This window comes from Kitasatospora sp. NPDC101157 (assembly GCF_044768255.1).
In the GTDB taxonomy this organism is placed as follows: Bacteria; Actinomycetota; Actinomycetes; order Streptomycetales; family Streptomycetaceae; genus Kitasatospora.
On sequence record NZ_JBIWPL010000001.1, the window covers coordinates 401,888 to 418,719 of the forward strand.

General features: G+C 73.3%; 14 protein-coding genes. 9 read left to right on the forward strand and 5 right to left on the reverse strand.

What is annotated here, in order from left to right:
* Positions 1-5: 5 nt before the first annotated feature.
* From ACIRVF_RS01810 to ACIRVF_RS01825, 4 genes are all read left to right on the forward strand, one after another.
* Positions 6-920 carry an ABC transporter permease gene (locus tag ACIRVF_RS01810; RefSeq protein ID WP_402812950.1) on the forward strand — a complete coding sequence of 305 codons (915 nt, stop codon included), beginning with the start codon at positions 6-8 and terminating at the stop codon, positions 918-920.
* Positions 921-936: 16 nt separating this feature from the next.
* Positions 937-1,989, forward strand: a complete 1,053-nt coding sequence (locus tag ACIRVF_RS01815; RefSeq protein WP_402812263.1) for an ABC transporter ATP-binding protein — start codon at positions 937-939, stop codon at positions 1,987-1,989.
* Positions 1,990-2,002: 13 nt separating this feature from the next.
* Positions 2,003-3,082, forward strand: coding sequence for an ABC transporter ATP-binding protein (locus tag ACIRVF_RS01820; protein WP_402812953.1), 1,080 nt, complete (start codon positions 2,003-2,005; stop codon positions 3,080-3,082).
* Between the two features lie 153 nt (positions 3,083-3,235).
* Positions 3,236-4,285 carry an ABC transporter ATP-binding protein gene (locus ACIRVF_RS01825; RefSeq protein WP_402812266.1) on the forward strand — a complete coding sequence of 350 codons (1,050 nt, stop codon included), beginning with the start codon at positions 3,236-3,238 and terminating at the stop codon, positions 4,283-4,285.
* Positions 4,286-4,321: 36 nt separating this feature from the next.
* On the opposite strand, the gene ACIRVF_RS01830 is transcribed toward ACIRVF_RS01825, so the two are convergent.
* From ACIRVF_RS01830 to ACIRVF_RS01850, 5 genes are all read right to left on the reverse strand, one after another.
* Positions 4,322-6,043, reverse strand: a complete 1,722-nt coding sequence (locus ACIRVF_RS01830) for an ABC transporter family substrate-binding protein (protein ID WP_402812269.1) — start codon at positions 6,041-6,043, stop codon at positions 4,322-4,324.
* Between the two features lie 135 nt (positions 6,044-6,178).
* Positions 6,179-8,602: a peptidoglycan binding domain-containing protein gene (locus tag ACIRVF_RS01835; protein WP_402812271.1), complete on the reverse strand. Its 2,424-nt coding sequence runs from the start codon at positions 8,600-8,602 to the stop codon at positions 6,179-6,181.
* Positions 8,603-8,841: 239 nt separating this feature from the next.
* Complete coding sequence (locus ACIRVF_RS01840) at positions 8,842-9,300, reverse strand: DUF6113 family protein (RefSeq protein WP_402812273.1); 459 nt, start codon at positions 9,298-9,300, stop codon at positions 8,842-8,844.
* Positions 9,297-10,208, reverse strand: a complete 912-nt coding sequence (mshB, locus tag ACIRVF_RS01845) for an N-acetyl-1-D-myo-inositol-2-amino-2-deoxy-alpha-D-glucopyranoside deacetylase (RefSeq protein ID WP_402812275.1) — start codon at positions 10,206-10,208, stop codon at positions 9,297-9,299. The genes ACIRVF_RS01840 and mshB overlap by 4 nt, the downstream gene beginning before the upstream one ends.
* Positions 10,209-10,239: 31 nt before the next feature.
* Positions 10,240-10,434, reverse strand: coding sequence for a DUF2304 family protein (locus ACIRVF_RS01850; protein WP_402812278.1), 195 nt, complete (start codon positions 10,432-10,434; stop codon positions 10,240-10,242).
* A gap of 311 nt (positions 10,435-10,745) precedes the next feature.
* Between ACIRVF_RS01850 and ACIRVF_RS01855 the strand changes: the two genes are divergently transcribed.
* The 5 genes from ACIRVF_RS01855 (at position 10,746) to ACIRVF_RS01875 (ending at position 16,787) form a co-directional block, all read left to right on the forward strand.
* Positions 10,746-12,899, forward strand: coding sequence for a prolyl oligopeptidase family serine peptidase (locus ACIRVF_RS01855; protein ID WP_402812281.1), 2,154 nt, complete (start codon positions 10,746-10,748; stop codon positions 12,897-12,899).
* 187 nt (positions 12,900-13,086) lie between these two features.
* Positions 13,087-14,049, forward strand: coding sequence for an ABC transporter ATP-binding protein (locus tag ACIRVF_RS01860; protein ID WP_402812283.1), 963 nt, complete (start codon positions 13,087-13,089; stop codon positions 14,047-14,049).
* Positions 14,046-14,768: an ABC transporter permease gene (locus tag ACIRVF_RS01865; RefSeq protein ID WP_402812286.1), complete on the forward strand. Its 723-nt coding sequence runs from the start codon at positions 14,046-14,048 to the stop codon at positions 14,766-14,768. The genes ACIRVF_RS01860 and ACIRVF_RS01865 overlap by 4 nt, the downstream gene beginning before the upstream one ends.
* Before the next feature lie 8 nt (positions 14,769-14,776).
* Positions 14,777-16,036, forward strand: coding sequence for a sensor histidine kinase (locus tag ACIRVF_RS01870; RefSeq protein WP_402812288.1), 1,260 nt, complete (start codon positions 14,777-14,779; stop codon positions 16,034-16,036).
* 121 nt (positions 16,037-16,157) lie between these two features.
* Positions 16,158-16,787: a response regulator gene (locus tag ACIRVF_RS01875; RefSeq protein WP_380412212.1), complete on the forward strand. Its 630-nt coding sequence runs from the start codon at positions 16,158-16,160 to the stop codon at positions 16,785-16,787.
* Positions 16,788-16,832: the final 45 nt, after the last annotated feature.

The following is a 16,832-nucleotide window of genomic DNA, read 5'->3' on the forward strand; positions in this document are numbered from 1 at the left end:
AGGGCATGGCGGTCGAGCAGGAGACCTTGCTCGAACGCGACGTGGAGAAGCGGGAGGAGGCCCGCAGTCTCTGGGGCGACGCCTGGCGGGACCTGCGCCGGCGGCCGATCTTCCTGCTGTCGGCGGTGCTGATCGTGCTGCTGGTGGTGATGGCGGTCTTCCCCTGGGCGTTCACCGATGCCAACCCGCGCAAGGCCGACCTGGTGCACGACTACCTCAAGCGGCCGGACTGGACGGACTTCTTCGGCGCGGGCTGGTTCGGCTACGACGCCCAGGGCCGGTCCATCTACGCCCGGGTCGTCTACGGCGCCCGGGCCTCGATCACCGTGGGCATCTTCGTGACCGCCGCGGTCACCGTGCTCGGCGGGCTGACCGGCATGGTCGCCGGGTACTACGGCGGGGCCGTCGACGCGGTGATCTCCCGGATCGTGGACATCTTCTTCGGCATCCCGCTGCTGCTCGGCGCCCTGGTGCTGCTGAACGCCTTCACCGTCCGCACGGTGTGGACCGTGGTGCTGGCCCTGGCCGTCCTCGGCTGGACCCAGATCGCCCGCGTCATGCGCGGCGCGGTGCTGACCGTCAAGCAGTCCGACTACGTGGTGGCCGGCCGGGCCCTCGGCTCCGGGACGGGACGGCTGATGTTCCGGCACATCCTGCCGAACGCGATCGCCCCGGTGATCGTCGTGGCCACCATCGCCCTCGGCGGCTACATCGCCACCGAGGCGACGCTGAGCTTCCTCGGCATCGGTCTGCAGGACCCGACCATCTCCTGGGGCATCGACATCTCCTCGGCCCAGAAGGTGATCCGGACGGCGCCGTACGTGCTGTTCTTCCCGGCCGCGGCGCTCTCCGTCACCGTACTGGCCTTCATCATGCTGGGCGACGCGGTGCGCGACGCCCTCGACCCGAAGCTTCGCTGAGCGAGGGGAGCGCAACGTGAACACCGCTGTGGACAGGGCCGGGCGCGAGGCGGGGACGCCGTACCAGGGGCCGCTGCTCGACGTACGGGACCTGCACGTCGAGTTCGTCACCCGGGACGGCGTGGCCAGGGCCGTCAACGGGGTCAACTACAGCGTCCGAGCGGGCGAGACCCTGGCGGTGCTGGGCGAGTCCGGCTCCGGCAAGTCGGTGACCGCGCAGGCGGTCATGGGCATCCTGGACATGCCGCCGGCCCGGATCCCGCAGGGGGAGATCCGCTTCCGCGGCCGGGACATGCTGAAGATGGGCAAGGACGAGCGGCGGAGGATCCGCGGCCGGAGGATCGCGATGATCTTCCAGGACGCGCTGTCCGCGCTCAACCCGGTGCTCAGCGTCGGATTCCAGCTCGGCGAGATGTTCCGGGTCCACCAGGGTCTCTCCCGGGCGGAGGCCAGGCAGCGGGCCGTGGAGCTGATGGAGCGGGTGCGCATCCCGGCGGCCAAGGAGCGGGTGAACGACTTCCCGCACCAGTTCTCCGGGGGGATGCGCCAGCGCATCATGATCGCCATGGCGCTGGCCATGGAGCCTGACCTGATCATCGCGGACGAGCCGACCACCGCGCTGGACGTGACCGTCCAGGCCCAGGTGATGGACCTGCTGGCCGAGCTCCAGGCCGAGTTCAACATGGGGCTCATCCTGATCACCCACGACCTCGGTGTGGTCGCCGACGTCGCGGACAAGATCGCGGTGATGTACGCGGGCCGGATCGTCGAGACCGCCCCGGTGCACGAGCTCTACGCGCGCCCGGCCCACCCGTACACCCGCGGTCTGCTGGACTCCATCCCGCGGCTGGACCAGAAGGGCCAGGAGCTCTACGCCATCAAGGGCTTGCCGCCCAACCTGCTGCGCATCCCCCCGGGCTGCGCCTTCAACCCGCGCTGCCCCCGGGCGCGGGACGTCTGCCGGACCGAGGTGCCGGAGCTGTTCCAGGTCACCGAGGACGACGGCACGCCGTTGGAGGGGCGCGGCAGCGCCTGCTTCTTCTGGAAGGAGACCCTCCATGACCGCTGACGGGGCCGGCGCGATGGGCGCGGCGGGACCGGAGGAGGCCGCGTTCGACCAGGAGGTGCCGCGCGGCGAGCCGATCCTGGAGGTCCGGGACCTGGTCAAGCACTTCCCGCTGACCCGGGGCGTGCTGTTCAAGAAGCAGGTCGGCGCGGTCAAGGCGGTGGACGGGGTCAGCTTCGACCTGATGCAGGGCGAGACGCTGGGCATCGTCGGCGAGTCCGGCTGCGGGAAGTCCACGCTGGCCAAGGTGCTGATGAGCCTGGAACCGGCGACCGGGGGGTCCGTCCGCTACAAGGGGGAGGAGATCTCCCGGCTGTCCGGGGGCGCGCTCAAGGCCGTCCGCCGCAACATCCAGATGGTGTTCCAGGACCCGTACACCTCGCTGAACCCGCGGATGACGGTGGGCGACATCATCGGGGAGCCCTTCGAGATCCACCCCGAGGTGGCGCCCAGGGGTGACCGCCGCAAGGCCGTCCAGGACCTGCTGGACGTGGTCGGGCTCAACCCGGAGTACATCAACCGGTACCCGCACCAGTTCTCCGGCGGCCAGCGCCAGCGCATCGGCATCGCCCGCGGGTTGGCGCTCAAACCGGAGATCATCATCTGCGACGAGCCGGTCTCGGCGCTGGACGTGTCGGTGCAGGCTCAGGTGATCAACCTGCTGGAGCAGCTGCAGGGCGAGTTCAACCTGTCGTACATGTTCATCGCCCACGACCTCTCCATCGTCCGGCACATCTCCGACCGGGTGGGGGTGATGTACCTGGGCAAGGTGGTCGAGATCGGCTCCGACGAGCAGATCTACGACCACGCGACCCACCCGTACACCCAGGCGCTGCTGTCCGCGGTGCCGGTGCCGGACCCGACGGCGCGCGAGTCGCGGGACCGGATCGTGCTCACCGGGGACGTGCCCTCGCCGGCCAACCCGCCCTCCGGGTGCCGGTTCCGCACCCGCTGCTGGAAGGCGCAGGAGCGGTGCGCGGTGGAGGTGCCCCTGCTGGCCTCGCCGAGCTGGCTGAGCGGGCCGGCGTTCCACGACTCCGCCTGTCACTTCGCGGCCGAGCGGGGTGACGGGCAGGGCGCCGGCGGCCCGTCGTAGCGGTCGCTGCCGTGGCCAGGGCGCGCCCCGCGGGGCGCGCCCTTCGCCGTGATGGAACCGAGATCTCCCGCGCACTCCCCAAGTGCACGCAGTTCCTTGATAGTTGCACTGCGCCTGTCGATGCTCGCCGCTGTGCCGAGGAGGGCTGCCCGGATGGACATGGTGGAGGTGACCGGCGGCGGTCGGGAGAACCTGGTGCCCGGGACCCCGCTGCTGGAGGTCGAGGACCTGCACATCGAGTTCCACACCCAGGACGGCGTCGCCAAGGCCGTCAACGGAGTGAGCTACTCGGTGGCGGCGGGGGAGACGCTGGCGGTGCTGGGCGAGTCCGGCTCCGGGAAGTCGGTGACCGCGCAGGCGGTCATGGGCATCCTGGACACGCCGCCCGGGAAGATCACCGCCGGACGGATCCTGTTCCGCGGCGAGGACCTGCTGACCATGAGCCCCAAGCTGCGGCGGACGGTCCGCGGCCGGAGGATCGCGATGATCTTCCAGGACGCGCTGTCCGCGCTCAACCCGGTGCTCAGCGTGGGCTACCAGCTCGGCGAGATGTTCCGGGTCCACCACGGTCTCTCCCGGGCGGAGGCCAGGCAGCGGGCCGTGGAGCTGATGGAGCGGGTGCGCATCCCGGCGGCCAGGCAGCGCGTCGGCGACTTCCCGCACCAGTTCTCCGGGGGGATGCGCCAGCGCATCATGATCGCCATGGCGCTGGCCCTGGAGCCGGACCTGATCATCGCGGACGAGCCGACCACCGCGCTGGACGTGACCGTCCAGGCCCAGGTGATGGACCTGCTGGCCGAGCTCCAGGCCGAGTTCAACATGGGGCTCATCCTGATCACCCACGACCTCGGTGTGGTCGCCGACGTCGCGGACAAGATCGCGGTGATGTACGCGGGCCGGATCGTCGAGACCGCCCCGGTGCACGAGCTCTACGCGCGCCCGGCCCACCCGTACACCCGCGGTCTGCTGGACTCCATCCCACGGCTGGACCAGAAGGGCCAGGACCTGCACGCCATCAAGGGCCTGCCGCCCAACCTGCTGCGCATCCCCGGGGGGTGCGCGTTCAACCCCCGCTGCGACCGGGCGCAGGACGTCTGCCGGACCGAACTCCCGCCGCTGGTACCGGTGGCGGACGAGGAGGGCGCCGAACTGCCGGGCCGCCGCAGCGCCTGCCACTACTGGCGGGAGACCCTGCACGGCTAGGCGTGTCGGACCCGCCCAGCGGCCGTGCCCGGGCGCCTACTTGGTGAAGCCCACGTTCTCCCAGACGATGTCGGACAGGCCCTGGGCGCCGATGTTGGCGAGGTCGGCGCGCGCGCCGTACAGCTGCGGGCGCTGGTAGAGCGGCAGCACGCCGGCCAGCTTCCAGAGTTCGGCGTCGGCCTGGTTGATCGCCTCGGAGGCGGAGCCGGCGTCCGGCGCGGCGCCCGCCCGGTCGAGTGCGGCGTCCACCGCCGCGCTGCCCGCGCCGGCGCGGTTGGTGGCGCTGTTCTGGGCGTACGAGGCGCGGCTGCCGCTGGCCGGGAACGGGGTGCCGAGCAGGGCGTAGACGGCGATGTCGAAGTCGTTGTGGTTGACGTACCTGTCGAAGAACTCGTTGGGGGCGGCCGTCACCGGGGTGACCTTGACGCCGACGTCCTTGAGCATCTTGGAGACGGAGGCCGTCTCGCCCTGGGCCACGGCGACGCCCGCTGGGACGACCATCCGCAGGTTCAGCTCCCGGCCGTCCTTCTTCCGCACGTCGCCGTCGAGCTTCCAGCCGGCCGAGTCCAGCTTGCGGGCGGCCTCGGCCGGGTCGAAGCGGGACAGGCCGAGGGAGTTGTCGCGGTAGCCGTTCTGGTTGGCGACCAGCAGGTGGTTGTTGAGGGGGACGGCGGGCCAGTCCAGGCCGTTGAGGTCGGCGCGGATCAGGGCGTCCCGGTCGATCGCCTGGAACACGGCCTGGCGGACGGTCGCGTCGTTGAGCAGCGGGCTGCGGGCGTTCAGGGTGAGCTGCCGGAAGTCCGGCCCGCCGGCCCGGCGGACGGCCGCGCCCTTGGTGCTCTTGATGACCTGGTAGCCGGCCAGGTCGGGGCCGTTGTTGAAGAGGTCGATCCGGCCCTTGGCGAAGGCGGCGCCCATCTGGTCCGGCAGCATGGCGCGGAAGACGATCCGGTCCAGCATCGGCTTGTCGCCCCACCAGGTCGGGTCGGCGACCAGGGTGACGGTCTGCGCGGCCGGGTCCAGCCGCTCGACCTTGAACGGGCCCGCGGTGAGCGGGATCGCGTCCAGGTAGGCGGTGTTGAACAGGTCCGGGGTGGAGACCTTGCTCGCGGGCAGCAGCGGGGCGTTGGCGGCGCCGTTGAACATCGACTGCCACTCGGAGAACGGCCGGTCGAAGGTCATCACGGCCTGGAAGTCGTCCTTGCCGCGCTCGACCGAGGTGACCTGCTCGAAACCGGAGGTGCTGGACGGCCGGTAGGCCGGGTCCTTGCCGTTCAGGGCACGCCAGTTGGCCTCGATGTCGCGCCAGGTGATCGGGGTGCCGTCGGACCAGTGGGCCTTCGGGTTGAGCGTCCAGGTGACCACCTGGTGGCCGTCCCTGACCTCGGCGTGGGCCTCCTGGAGGTAGGCCGGGTTGACGGTCTGGGTGCCGGCCGCGTCCGAGCGGAAGAAGGTGGGCAGCAGCGGCTTGCTGACCGCGACGGTGGAGGACTCGGTGCCGTCGGTGTGGATCGGCGACCACTGGTGGGAGAACTGGGCGATCGCCAGGTTCAGGGTGCCGCCCTGGCGCAGCTGGCCGCGGTCGTGGGCGTTGATGTCGACCGAGGTGAGCTTGGGCACCCCGGCGGCGGCGCTCGGCAGCGCGTCCGAGGCGGCGCCGTCCTGACCGGAGGCGCAGGAGCAGAGCGCGAGGGAGAGCGTCAGGACGGTGAGACCGGCGAGCAGCGCCGTCCGGTGGTGCTGGAGGCGGCGGCCCATCGGCGTGGCTCCCGGGGTGACTGTGGCGGATGGTGTGGCGTCACATCTTGCTGACCGGGAGGGGGAGTTGTCGAGGGGGCGGGACCGCCGCATCCGTTCGGTGCGGGGCCCGCCCCCTCGTTCGCGCCCGGTTCGTCAGGCCACGGTGAACTTGTAGGTGCGGTCCTTGTCGCCGGTCTTGTCGAAGAGCGAGCCGACGGCGTCCGCGACGTCCTGCGTGGTGATCGTCGAGGCCTGGCCGTTCTTCTTGACCTTCACCTTGTCGAACAGGCCGTTCAGCTGGGAGCCCAGCACGTCGAGGTCCCACTTGGGCGCGATCTTGCCGGAGGCGTCCGGGGCCAGCGTGAGCGCCTTGGCGGCGGTCTTCGGGCCGAAGTCCCAGGACTTGGCGCCGGCCACGATGTGGATCTTCCCGCTGGTCACCTGCTTGCCGAGGCTGTCCGCGGCGGCCTGCAGGGCCTGGGTGGAGACCTTCGGCTGGGCGGCCGTGACGGCGAGCGCGATCGGCTGGTCGGGCTTGCCCGCGGCGCGGTCCCGGTAGGCCTGCTCGACCACGTCCAGGGCGGCGTTGGAGTCGACCGCCTGGCCGGCCTTGCCGGGGACGACGACCGGGTCGCCGTTGTCGGCGAACTTGACGTAGCCCTCCTGGAGGCCCTGGCCCGAGCCGGCCGCCAGGGAGTCCAGCGCGGCCTTGAGCTTGGCGCGGTCGACCCGGACCTCCGGGGCGACGGCCTTGGTGCCGCCCTGGATCGACTTGATCACGGCGACCGGGTTGTAGTCGTGCGCGGCGAGGCCGTCCACGGTGGCCGTGGTGTCGAAGGTCAGCCCGGCGACCGTCGGGTCGAGGTCGACCGTCTGGTCACCGATCTTCAGCTTCAGCGGCTGCTGCCCGGCCTTGCCGACCGACGCGTCCAGGGCGTGGATCGCCTGGTCGCGGCTGTTGCCGCCGATGTCCGTGCCGAGCACCACGGTGCCCTTGGGGACGTCCGACTGGTTGAGCATCAGGCCGGTGCCGTACGCGGCGGCGCCGAGGAACAGCACGCCGCCGAAGGCGTAGACGCCCAGCTTGACGAGCTTCTTGGCGCCGCCGCGCTTGGCCTTGGCCGGGGCGGCGGGCTCGGTCTTCGCCTTCGCGGGGGCCGGGCCGGGCGCGGGAACGGGCCCGGGGACGGACTGGGCGGCGGGACCGCCGGGGACGCCCGGGGCACCCGGGGCGCCGGGAGCTGGCTGGGAGCCGGGGCCGGGAGGCGTCGGCAGCGGGGTGACCTCGGTGGCCTCGGGGTCACGGCCGGCCTGCCGGGGCCCGCCGGCGACGGGCTGCGGGCCCGGCTGCGGGGCGGGCTGGGGCGCGCCCGGGAAGAGCCCGCCGGGGGCCGCCGGGGTGGCGAAGGGGTCCTGACCGGCGGCGGCCGGGCGCTGGGGGCCCGGGCGCTGGGTGGCGAACGGGTCGGCACCGGTCGGGGCCGAGGCGAACAGGCCCGGCTGCGGACGGTCGTCGGTGCCGAGGGGGGCGCCGTTGCGGGGCGCGCCGGGTATGGCGGCCGGCGGCGGGGTGTTCTCGCGGATCGGCGCGAAGCCGTCCACCGAGGTGTCCTCCGGGTTCGACCCGGCCTGGGAGTCGGCCGGGAGCCCGCCCTGCTGCGGGCCGTTCGGGCGGGCGCCGTTCGGGCGGGCGCCGTTGGTACGGGGCGCGCCCTGCTGCGGCGCCTGCCGCTGCGGGCGGTTGCCGCGCGGACCGCGGGCACCGGTGCCGGGGCCGGCCGAGGCGAACGGGTCGGCAGCCGGCGCGAACGGGTCCGCAGCCGGTGCGAACGGGTCGGCGGCCTCGTACACCCCGGGCTCCTCGCCCGGGTTCCCGGCGCCGTACGGCGAACCCGGGGAGGGCGCGCCGCCCGGATTGGGCGCCTTGCCCTGGGCGGGCACCGGACGGCCGTTGGGGCGGGCCGCGCCGCCGGCCGCTGCCGGGCGGGCGCCGTTCGGGGCGGCCTGCGGACGGGCCTCGGCGGCGCTGCCGGGCACGGCCGCGGCCTCCGGCGCGCTCGGGGCGCCGGCCGGCACCGCGGCCGGGGCGGGCTCGGCGGCCGGGGCCTTCTTCTGCCGCGGCCGGAACCAGGCACCGGTGGACTCGGACTCCGAGGTGGCCGGCGGGATCGGCGGGATCTGCCACTCCGGCGGCAGGTCCGGCGGGGTGGCCGAGCGGCCGCCCTCCATCACGCCGAGGACGGGCGAGGCGGCCGCGGAGCGGTGCCGGGAGCCGCCCGGCTCGGCGGGCGCCTGCTCGGCCGGGCCCTGGTCGGTCCTGGCAGTCTCGTTCTTGACGGTGCTGCGGACGACGACCGGCGGGATCGGGCGCGAGCCGGGGATGTTGATCCGGACCCGGGTGGTCAGGGTGGTCTCGGTCTTCGGACCGTCGTCCTCGCCGCCCGACCCGGCGTCGGCGCCGGCCCGGTCGCCGCCGGGGAGGCCCGGGGTGCCGTAGGGCGGCGTGCCCGACGGGTAGGCGTCCGGACCCGTGCGCCGGGGCGTCGGGTTGGCGTTGTCAGATTCGCGGCTGCTCAATGCTGCTCTGCTCCGGGTTCGCGGGCGGGCCGTGCGGCGCGACCGCGGTTCGTGGTCGCCGGGCCTGGGGCAAACGGCGGTCGGGTACGACGTACTGCGGGACCACCATACTGGGAAGAACTGAGCGGTGAACGGCTTCGGACAGATCCTGATACGTCCGGTTCCTCCGGTATGAGAGTACGGCGGAGTGGTCCTGACTGCGCGTTGTGTGCGCTACCGTACGCGGCTGCCCACCGGGGTCAGCGAGGGGGGTTGGGCACCCCGGGGAACCAGCTGGTGCGGGTGGGCAGGGTGGCGCAGATCACCCCCAGGATCGAGCCGAGGAACAGCCAGGCCAGCGAGGTGGCGTTGGACCACAGCACGTTGTCGCCCTCCGGCCGGGGCACCATCAGCAGCAGCATCGCCAGGAACCAGCCGGCCGCGGGCAGCGCGGCGCCCAGCCGGGTGCCGGTGACCCGCAGGCCCGCGTAGAAGGTCGCGGCGGTGGCGGCGAGCGCCAGCAGAACTCCCACGGGCGGCCACAGGGCCTGCACAAAGGATCCGCAGACGGACACCACGATGCCCAGCAGGAAGAACAGGACATACGCCGCGATCCGGGCGGCGCGCGGGGGTTGGGGCTCGGCCAGGCGCTGCTCGCGGGTGCCGAGGGCGGTCACCGCGATCGAACGGCGCTTCGGCTTGGCGGCGGGCGCGGTCATCGGGCGTTCCCCTCGCTGGGAGTCGGGTCGGTGGTGTCGAGGCCCGCGAACAGGTCGCGTTCGGGGCGCTCCGGTCCGGCCTGGCCGTGCACCAGCTGGTAGTACTCGGTGGCGAACAGCGGCTGGCCGAGGTGGTTGGACAGCGCGAAGGAGGAGCCGTCCACGGTGATCTGGGTGGCGTGCGCGGCCATCGCGGCGGCCTTGCGCCCGGCGTGGGCGGTGCCGTCCACCACGGTGGTGACCACCTCGTCGGCCACCACCCCCGGCACGTCGGCGGGTTGGGCGGTGCCCGGGAAGGCCGCCGCGGCGGCGGTCGCGGCCAGCCCGGCGTCGAGCACCGAACGCGGCATCCGGTTCCAGTACACCTTGGCGATCCGCCAGGGGGCGCCCAGCTCCGGACGGTGCGCCGGGTCGGCGGCCAGCTCGTACGCGCGCATCGCGACCCGGTGCGCCTGGATGTGGTCCGGGTGCCCGTAGCCGCCGTTCTCGTCGTACGTGACCAGCACCTGCGGCCGCACCTCGCGGACCACCGCGACCAGGTGGTCCGCCGCCTCGTCCACGTCGGCCCGCCAGAAGCAGCCGGGGGCGTCGTTGTCGGGCACGCCCATCATCCCGGAGTCGCGGTAGCGCCCGGGGCCGCCGAGGAAGCGGAAGTCGGTGACGCCGAGGGCGCGCATCGCCTCGGTCAGCTCGCCGATCCGGTGCGCGCCGAGGGTGTCGTCCCGATCGGCCGTCAGGTGGGCCAGCTCGGGCGGGATCACCTCGCCGCCCTCGCCGAGGGTGCAGGTCACCAGCGTGACCAGGGCACCCTCGGCGGCGTACCGGGCCATGGTGGCGCCGTTGCCGATCGACTCGTCGTCGGGGTGGGCGTGCACCAGGAGGAGGCGGCGGCCGGTAGTCGCGGTCATGGGAGGAAGCCTAACGACCGCGGCCGGGGCGTCAGAGCTTCAGGCCGTTGATCATCCCGGCGAGGTTGCTGGTGACCTGGCTGATCGACGGGGCGATCGAGCTGGAGGCCAGGTAGAAGCCCAGCAGTGCGCTGACGATGGCGTGCGAGAGCTTGAGGCCGGAGCGGCGGATCATCACCACCACGATGACGAGCATCAGCACGGCTGCGGAGATGTTCATGGCCATGTCGGCTCATACCCCTTCTCGGGCGCCGCCCCTTGGGGTGAGCGGCGGTGGGAGCGAACGGGAACCGGGGTCGGGTGACCGGGGCCCGGGACGGGGCCGACGATCACTCGCTCGACCAGTCTTACCCGATGGGTAAGGGGAGCATTACATTCAGTGAGTCCCCGCGTGCCGGGGTCCCGGGGCCCCGGAGGGGCGCACGGGCCGGTCGGAGGCGGTATGGGGCCCTTTGGGGTGTACCTGGAGACGATGCTCCGAACGAGTGATCGTCAGTCACCCGGCAGTCGGAGTCCACCGTCGTAGGGTCTGGTGCCATGACCTCCCACACCCCTGCGGACACCTTCCCCCGGCAGTACGCGCGGACCCTGCGCTACACGGTCGGCGCCCCCCGCTCCTTCTCCGTCGCACCGGACGGCTCGCGGGTCGTCTTCCTCCGCTCGCGCTCCGGCGGCGACCGGGCCAACCTGCTCTGGACCCTCGACACCGCCACCGGCGAGGAGCGGATCGCCGCCGACCCGGCCGTCCTGCTCGGCGGCGGCGAGGAGGACCTCTCCCCGGCCGAGAGGGCCCGCCGCGAGCGCAGCCGGGAGGGCTCGGCCGGCATCGTCGGCTACGCCCTCGACGCGGAGGGCCGGCTGGCCGCCTTCGCGCTGTCCGGCCGGCTGTTCACCGCCGACCTGCTCACCGGCGACGCCCGCGAACTCCCCGCCCGGGGCCCGCTGCTGGACCCGCGGCTCTCCCCGGACGGCACCCGCGTCGCCTACGCCAACACCGCCGGCGAACTGCGGCTGACCCGTACCGACGGCACCGACGACCGGGCGCTCGCCGAGCCGGACGGCCCCGGTGTCACCTGGGGGCAGGCCGAGTTCATCGCCCAGGAGGAGATCGACCGCGACCGCGGCTTCTGGTGGTCCCCGGACGGAGAGCGGCTGCTGGTCGAGCGCGCCGACGACAGCCCGGTGCGCCGCTGGTGGATCGCCGACCCGGCCAACCCGGACCGCGAGCCCGCCGAGGTCGCCTACCCGGCCGCCGGCACCGCCAACGCCGAGGTCGGCCTCTGGCTGATCGACCTGAACGGCGGGCGCACCGAGGTCTCCTGGGACCACGAGGCCTTCCCGTACCTGGCCCGGGTGCACTGGTCCAAGGGTGGCGTGCCGCTGCTGCTGGTCCAGTCCCGCGACCAGCGGGCCCAGCAGGTGCTCGGCCTGGACACGGCCACCGGCGGCACCGAGGTGCTGTTCGAGGAGCGCGACGAGGCCTGGCTGGAGGCCTTCCCCGGCGTGCCGGCCTGGACCCCGGACGGCAAGCTGGTGCGGATCTCCGACGAGGGAGGGGTGCGCGCCCTGGTGGTCGGCGACCGGGCCGTCACCGGAGCCGACCTGCACGTGCGCTCGGTCGTCGCGGTCACCGAGCGGGAGGTGTTCTTCAGTGCCTCCGGCGGCGCCGGGGAGACCGACCCCGAGCCCGGCTGGATCGCCGTCGGCCGGATCAGCCACGACGGCAAGCAGCTGGCCTGGGAGTCCGCCAACGGCCGTCCGTTCACCTCCGTCACCAGCGCGGTGCACGCCGGCGGCATCACCGTCCGGGCCACCGCCGAGCCCGACCTGCCCGGCACCCTGGTGCAGGTCGCCCGCGACCTGCCGGAGGGCGTGGTGGTCGACGACGTCGCCACCATCGCCTCGTACGCCGACACCCCGGTCATCACCGCCCGCCCGGTCTTCCGCTTCGCGGGCGAGCGCCGTATCCCCTCCGCGGTCTTCCTGCCCACCGGCTACGACCGCGAGCGAGACGGCCTGCTGCCCGTCCTGATGGACCCGTACGGCGGCCCGCACGGCCAGCGCGTCGTCCAGGCGCACAACCCGCACCTCAACTCGCAGTGGTTCGCCGACCAGGGCTTCGCGGTGGTCGTCGCCGACGGGCGCGGCACCCCCGGGCGCGGGCCGGCCTGGGAGAAGTCCATCGCCTTCGACTTCGCCGGGGCCACCCTGGACGACCAGGTGGAGGCGCTGCGGGCGCTCGCCGAGGAGTTCCCCCTGGACCTCGACCGGGTCGCCATCCGCGGCTGGTCGTACGGCGGCTACCTCGCCGCACTCGCCGTGCTGCGCCGCCCCGACGTGTTCCACGCGGCGGTGGCCGGGGCACCGGTGACCGAGTGGGAGCTGTACGACACCCACTACACCGAGCGCTACCTGGGCCACCCGGCCGAGCGGCCCGAGGTGTACGAGGCCAACTCGCTGACCGGCTACGCGCCCGGGCTGGAGCGCCCGCTGATGATCATCCACGGCCTCGCGGACGACAACGTGGTGGCCGCCCACACGCTGCGGCTCTCCTCCGCCCTGCTGGCCGCCGGGCGCCCGCACACCGTGCTGCCGCTGTCCGGCGTCACCCACATGACCCCGCAGGAGGAGGTCGCGGAGAACCTGCTGCTGCTCCAGGTCGACTTCGTGAAGCGCTCGCTGGGCCTGTAGGAGCCTCCTGCCCGGCGCGCCCGGCGGCCGGTACCCCCCCACGGGCGGGGGTGCCGGCCGCCGGCATGACATCCGTCATACCGAAGGCACGACGGCCGACACTGCCGCCGGCCGCGGCCCGCGCGGGACTCTGAGGTGGTGCGGACGGGACCGCACGCGACAACCGTCAGAGGAGAGGAGCCGGGCGATGGCTTCCGAGGTGGCCGCCTTCCGCGGCGTCGGCAAGAGCTACGGGCGGGTGCGCGCCGTGGACGGCCTGGACCTGGTGCTGCGGCCGGGCGAGACCGTCGCCCTGCTCGGCCCGAACGGCGCCGGGAAGTCCACCAGCCTGGACCTGCTGCTCGGCCTGCGCGAGCCCGACCGGGGCAGCGTCACGCTGTTCGGCGGCACCCCGCGGGCGGCGATCGCGGACGGGCGGGTCGGCGCGATGCTGCAGAGCGGCGGGCTGATGACCGACGTGAAGGTCCGCGAGCTGGTCGAGCTCGCCTGCAAGGTGCACCCGCGCGGTCGGTCGGTCACGGGGGTGCTGACCGACGCCGGGATCACCGAGATCGCCGAACGCCGGGTGGACAAGCTGTCCGGCGGCCAGGAGCAGCGGGTCCGCTTCGCCCTGGCGATCGCCGGCGACAGCGACCTGATCGTGCTGGACGAGCCCACCACCGGCATGGACGTCAGCGTCCGGCAGGGGTTCTGGGCGAGCATGCGCGCCCAGGCCGACGCCGGCCGCACGGTCCTGTTCGCCACCCACTACCTGGAGGAGGCCGACTCGATCGCCGACCGCGTCCTGGTGCTGCACCGGGGCCGGCTGATCGCCGACGGCAGCTCCGCGGAGATCAAGGCGCGGGCCGGGGCCCGCCGGATCGCCTTCGAGATCCACGACGCCGACCTCTCCCCGGGCGCCACCCGGTTCGACGAGGCCGTGCTGCGCGCCCTGCCCGGCGTGCAGTCGCTGGACGTCACCGCCCGCGTCCCGGGCGTGCGGACGGTGCGGATCAGGACCGCCGACGCCGACGCGGGCGTGGCCGGGATCTACCGGGCGGGCCTCTACCCGCGCGGCCTGGAGGTCACCGGGGTCGGACTGGAGCAGGCCTTCCTGACCATCACCGGCGAGCTGGACAAGCAGGACCTGGCGGAGGAGAGCGCGCGATGACCACCCTGATCAAGCTGGAGATCCTGCGGACCCTCCGCAACCGGCGCTACCTGTTCTTCACCGTCGTCTACCCGGCGCTGATGTACGTCTTCTTCATCAACGCCTACGGCTCCGGCAACCAGGCCGGCGGACTGCCCGTGAAGACGTACTTCATGGTCTCGATGGCCACCTTCGGCGCGGTCGGCGCGGTGCTCTCCGGCAGCGCCCAGCGGATCTCGCTGGAGCGCAAGAGCGGCTGGGTGCGGCAGCTGCGGCTGACCGCGCTGCCCGGCCGGGCGTACACCGTCGGCAAGATCGCGTCGACGGCGGTGACCACGCTGCCGGCGATCCTGGTGGTCTTCGTGGTCGGTGCCACCCAGGGCGTCTCGCTGAGCGTGCCGCAGTGGATCGGGCTGGCGGCCGCGCTGTGGCTGGGCAGCTTCGTCTTCGCCGCGCTCGGGGTGGCGCTCGGCTACGCGGCGGCGCCGGACGCGGTGCAGCCGATCGTGATGATCACCTACATGGCGATGGCGCTGCTCGGCGGCACCTGGTTCCCGGTGAGCGGGTCGCTGGAGAAGTTCGCCCGGTTCAACCCGGTGTTCCTGTACAACAAGCTGGCCACCTTCACCCAGCCCGGGCACTCCCTGGACCTGGTCGCGGTCGCCGGTCTGGCCGCCTTCTTCGCGGTGTTCGCCACCGCCGCCGCGGCGCTGTACCGGCGCGACACCCGACAGGCATGATGATCCGTATGAGTGACGCGCGCCAGACCCACCCGTCCGACGAGCAGCCGGAGGCGGGTGCGGCGCGCGCGTCGTTCATGAACGTCCCGGGCGGTCCGGTGGAGACCCGGCGGCAGCTGCTGGTCAAGGTCGCCTGGATGCTGCTGTGGATGACCTACCTGGCCTACCCGGCGGGTGACCTGGTCAACGGCGGCCACAGCCCGACCGGCCAGGTGCTCGGCTGGGCCTGCCTGGCGGTCTTCGTGGTCTCGTACGTCCTGCTGGTGATCTTCCGCTCGCAGGCGGGGATGAGGCCGCGGGCCTGCCAGGTGGTCGTCGGGACGATGATCGTGCTCGCCGTGGCCTCCTCGTTCGAGCTCGGCCCCGCGTTCCTGACCATGTTCATCTACGCCTCGGTGTGCCTCGCGGTCATCACCCCGCCGAAGATCGCACTGCGCGCGCTGATCGGTATGGCCGCGCTGACCGCCGCGACCGGGCTGCTGATCCACGCCGGGAACGACAACATCTCCACCTTCGCGCTCAGCGCCTTCCTCTCCGGCGTCGCGATGACCGGCCTGCAGCGGCTGGTGGCCACCATGAAGGAACTGCGCGAGGCGCGGGCCGCGGTGGCCCACCTGGCCGCCTCCGAGGAGCGGCTGCGGCTCGCCCGCGACCTGCACGACCTGCTCGGGCACTCGCTCTCGCTGATCACCCTGAAGAGCGAGCTGGCCGGGCGGTTCATGGACGCCGGCAAGGACGAGGCGGCGCGGGCCCAGGTCGCCGACATCGAGCAGGTCGCCCGGCAGTCGCTGATCGACGTGCGGGAGGCCGTGACCGGCTTCCGCCGCCCCACCCTGCCGGTCGAGCTCGCCGCCGCCCGGACCGCCCTGTCCGCCGCGCAGGTCCGGCTGGAGGCCGGGCCGGAGCTGGTGGACGCCTGGCCGTCGCTGGCCAACGAGGAGGCGGGCGCGCTGGCCTGGGCGCTGCGCGAGGCCGTCACCAACATCGTCCGGCACGGCGAGGGCGCCACCGTCTGCACGGTGACGGCGGACGAGACCTGGGAGGGCAGCGGCGAGCGCTACGCCGTCCTGGAGATCACCGACAACGGGCGCGGACCGGGCAAGTCCCAGCCGGGCAACGGCCTCTCGGGCCTGGAGGAGCGCCTCGCCCTGGTCGGCGGCCGCCTGGAGACCGGCCCGGGCGAACGCGGCAAGGGCTTCCGCCTCCGGGCCTCCGTCCCGCTGCGAACGGCTCAGGTGCCCGCCGAGCCACCCAAGGTCGTCTCCTGACCCGACCGCTCGACCGCTCGACTCGACCGCTCGACTCGACCGCTCGACCGCCGTCCGAGGCGGAGCGGCGGCTCCTGCCCCTGGCGGAGGGTCAGGTCCGCTCACCTCTAAGGTCGTCGCCATGGGTAACGCAGAGAACGGCCCCTCGATCCGCGTGCTGCTCGCCGAGGACCAGGGGATGGTCCGGGAGGCGCTGGCGGCGCTGCTCGGGCTGGAGGGGGACATCGACGTCGTCGCGCAGGTGGGCCGCGGGGACGAGGTGGTGGCGGCGGTGCTGGCGAACGACGTGCAGGTCGCCGTGCTGGACATCGAGATGCCGGGCATGACGGGCATCGAGGCGGCCGCCGAGCTGCACCGGCAAGCCCCCGGGACGAGGGTGGTCATCGCGACGACCTTCGGGCGCCCCGGCTACCTGCGCCGGGCGATGGAGTCCGGGGCGGACGCCTTCCTGGTGAAGGACGCGCCCGCGTCCGAACTGGCCGAGGCGATCCGCCGGGTGCTGCGCGGGGAGCGGGTGATCGACCCGGCGCTGGCGGCTGCCGCGCTGGCCGAGGGCGCCAACCCGCTGACCGCGCGCGAGCGGGACGTGCTGGGCGCGGCCGCGGACGGCGCGGTGAACGCGGACATCGCCAGGCGGCTGCACCTGTCCGAGGGGACGGTCCGCAACTACCTCTCGATGGCGATCCAGAAGACCGAGGCGCGCAACCGCACCGAGGCGGTCCGGATCGCCCGCGAGAAGGGCTGGCTCTAGGACCTGCCCGTGCCCGGCAAGATCCGCCGGACAGGTCCTGGCGGC

Coding starts and splice junctions, on each gene's coding strand:
- ACIRVF_RS01810 (WP_402812950.1), top strand. CDS start 6: ATGGCGGTCGAGCAGGAGACCTTGCTCGAACGCGACGTGGAGAAGCGG.
- ACIRVF_RS01820 (WP_402812953.1), top strand. CDS start 2,003: ATGGGCGCGGCGGGACCGGAGGAGGCCGCGTTCGACCAGGAGGTGCCG.
- ACIRVF_RS01825 (WP_402812266.1), top strand. CDS start 3,236: ATGGACATGGTGGAGGTGACCGGCGGCGGTCGGGAGAACCTGGTGCCC.
- ACIRVF_RS01830 (WP_402812269.1), bottom strand. CDS start 6,043: ATGGGCCGCCGCCTCCAGCACCACCGGACGGCGCTGCTCGCCGGTCTC.
- ACIRVF_RS01840 (WP_402812273.1), bottom strand. CDS start 9,300: ATGACCGCGCCCGCCGCCAAGCCGAAGCGCCGTTCGATCGCGGTGACC.
- mshB (WP_402812275.1), bottom strand. CDS start 10,208: ATGACCGCGACTACCGGCCGCCGCCTCCTCCTGGTGCACGCCCACCCC.
- ACIRVF_RS01850 (WP_402812278.1), bottom strand. CDS start 10,434: ATGGCCATGAACATCTCCGCAGCCGTGCTGATGCTCGTCATCGTGGTG.
- ACIRVF_RS01855 (WP_402812281.1), top strand. CDS start 10,746: ATGACCTCCCACACCCCTGCGGACACCTTCCCCCGGCAGTACGCGCGG.
- ACIRVF_RS01860 (WP_402812283.1), top strand. CDS start 13,087: ATGGCTTCCGAGGTGGCCGCCTTCCGCGGCGTCGGCAAGAGCTACGGG.
- ACIRVF_RS01865 (WP_402812286.1), top strand. CDS start 14,046: ATGACCACCCTGATCAAGCTGGAGATCCTGCGGACCCTCCGCAACCGG.
- ACIRVF_RS01870 (WP_402812288.1), top strand. CDS start 14,777: ATGAGTGACGCGCGCCAGACCCACCCGTCCGACGAGCAGCCGGAGGCG.
- ACIRVF_RS01875 (WP_380412212.1), top strand. CDS start 16,158: ATGGGTAACGCAGAGAACGGCCCCTCGATCCGCGTGCTGCTCGCCGAG.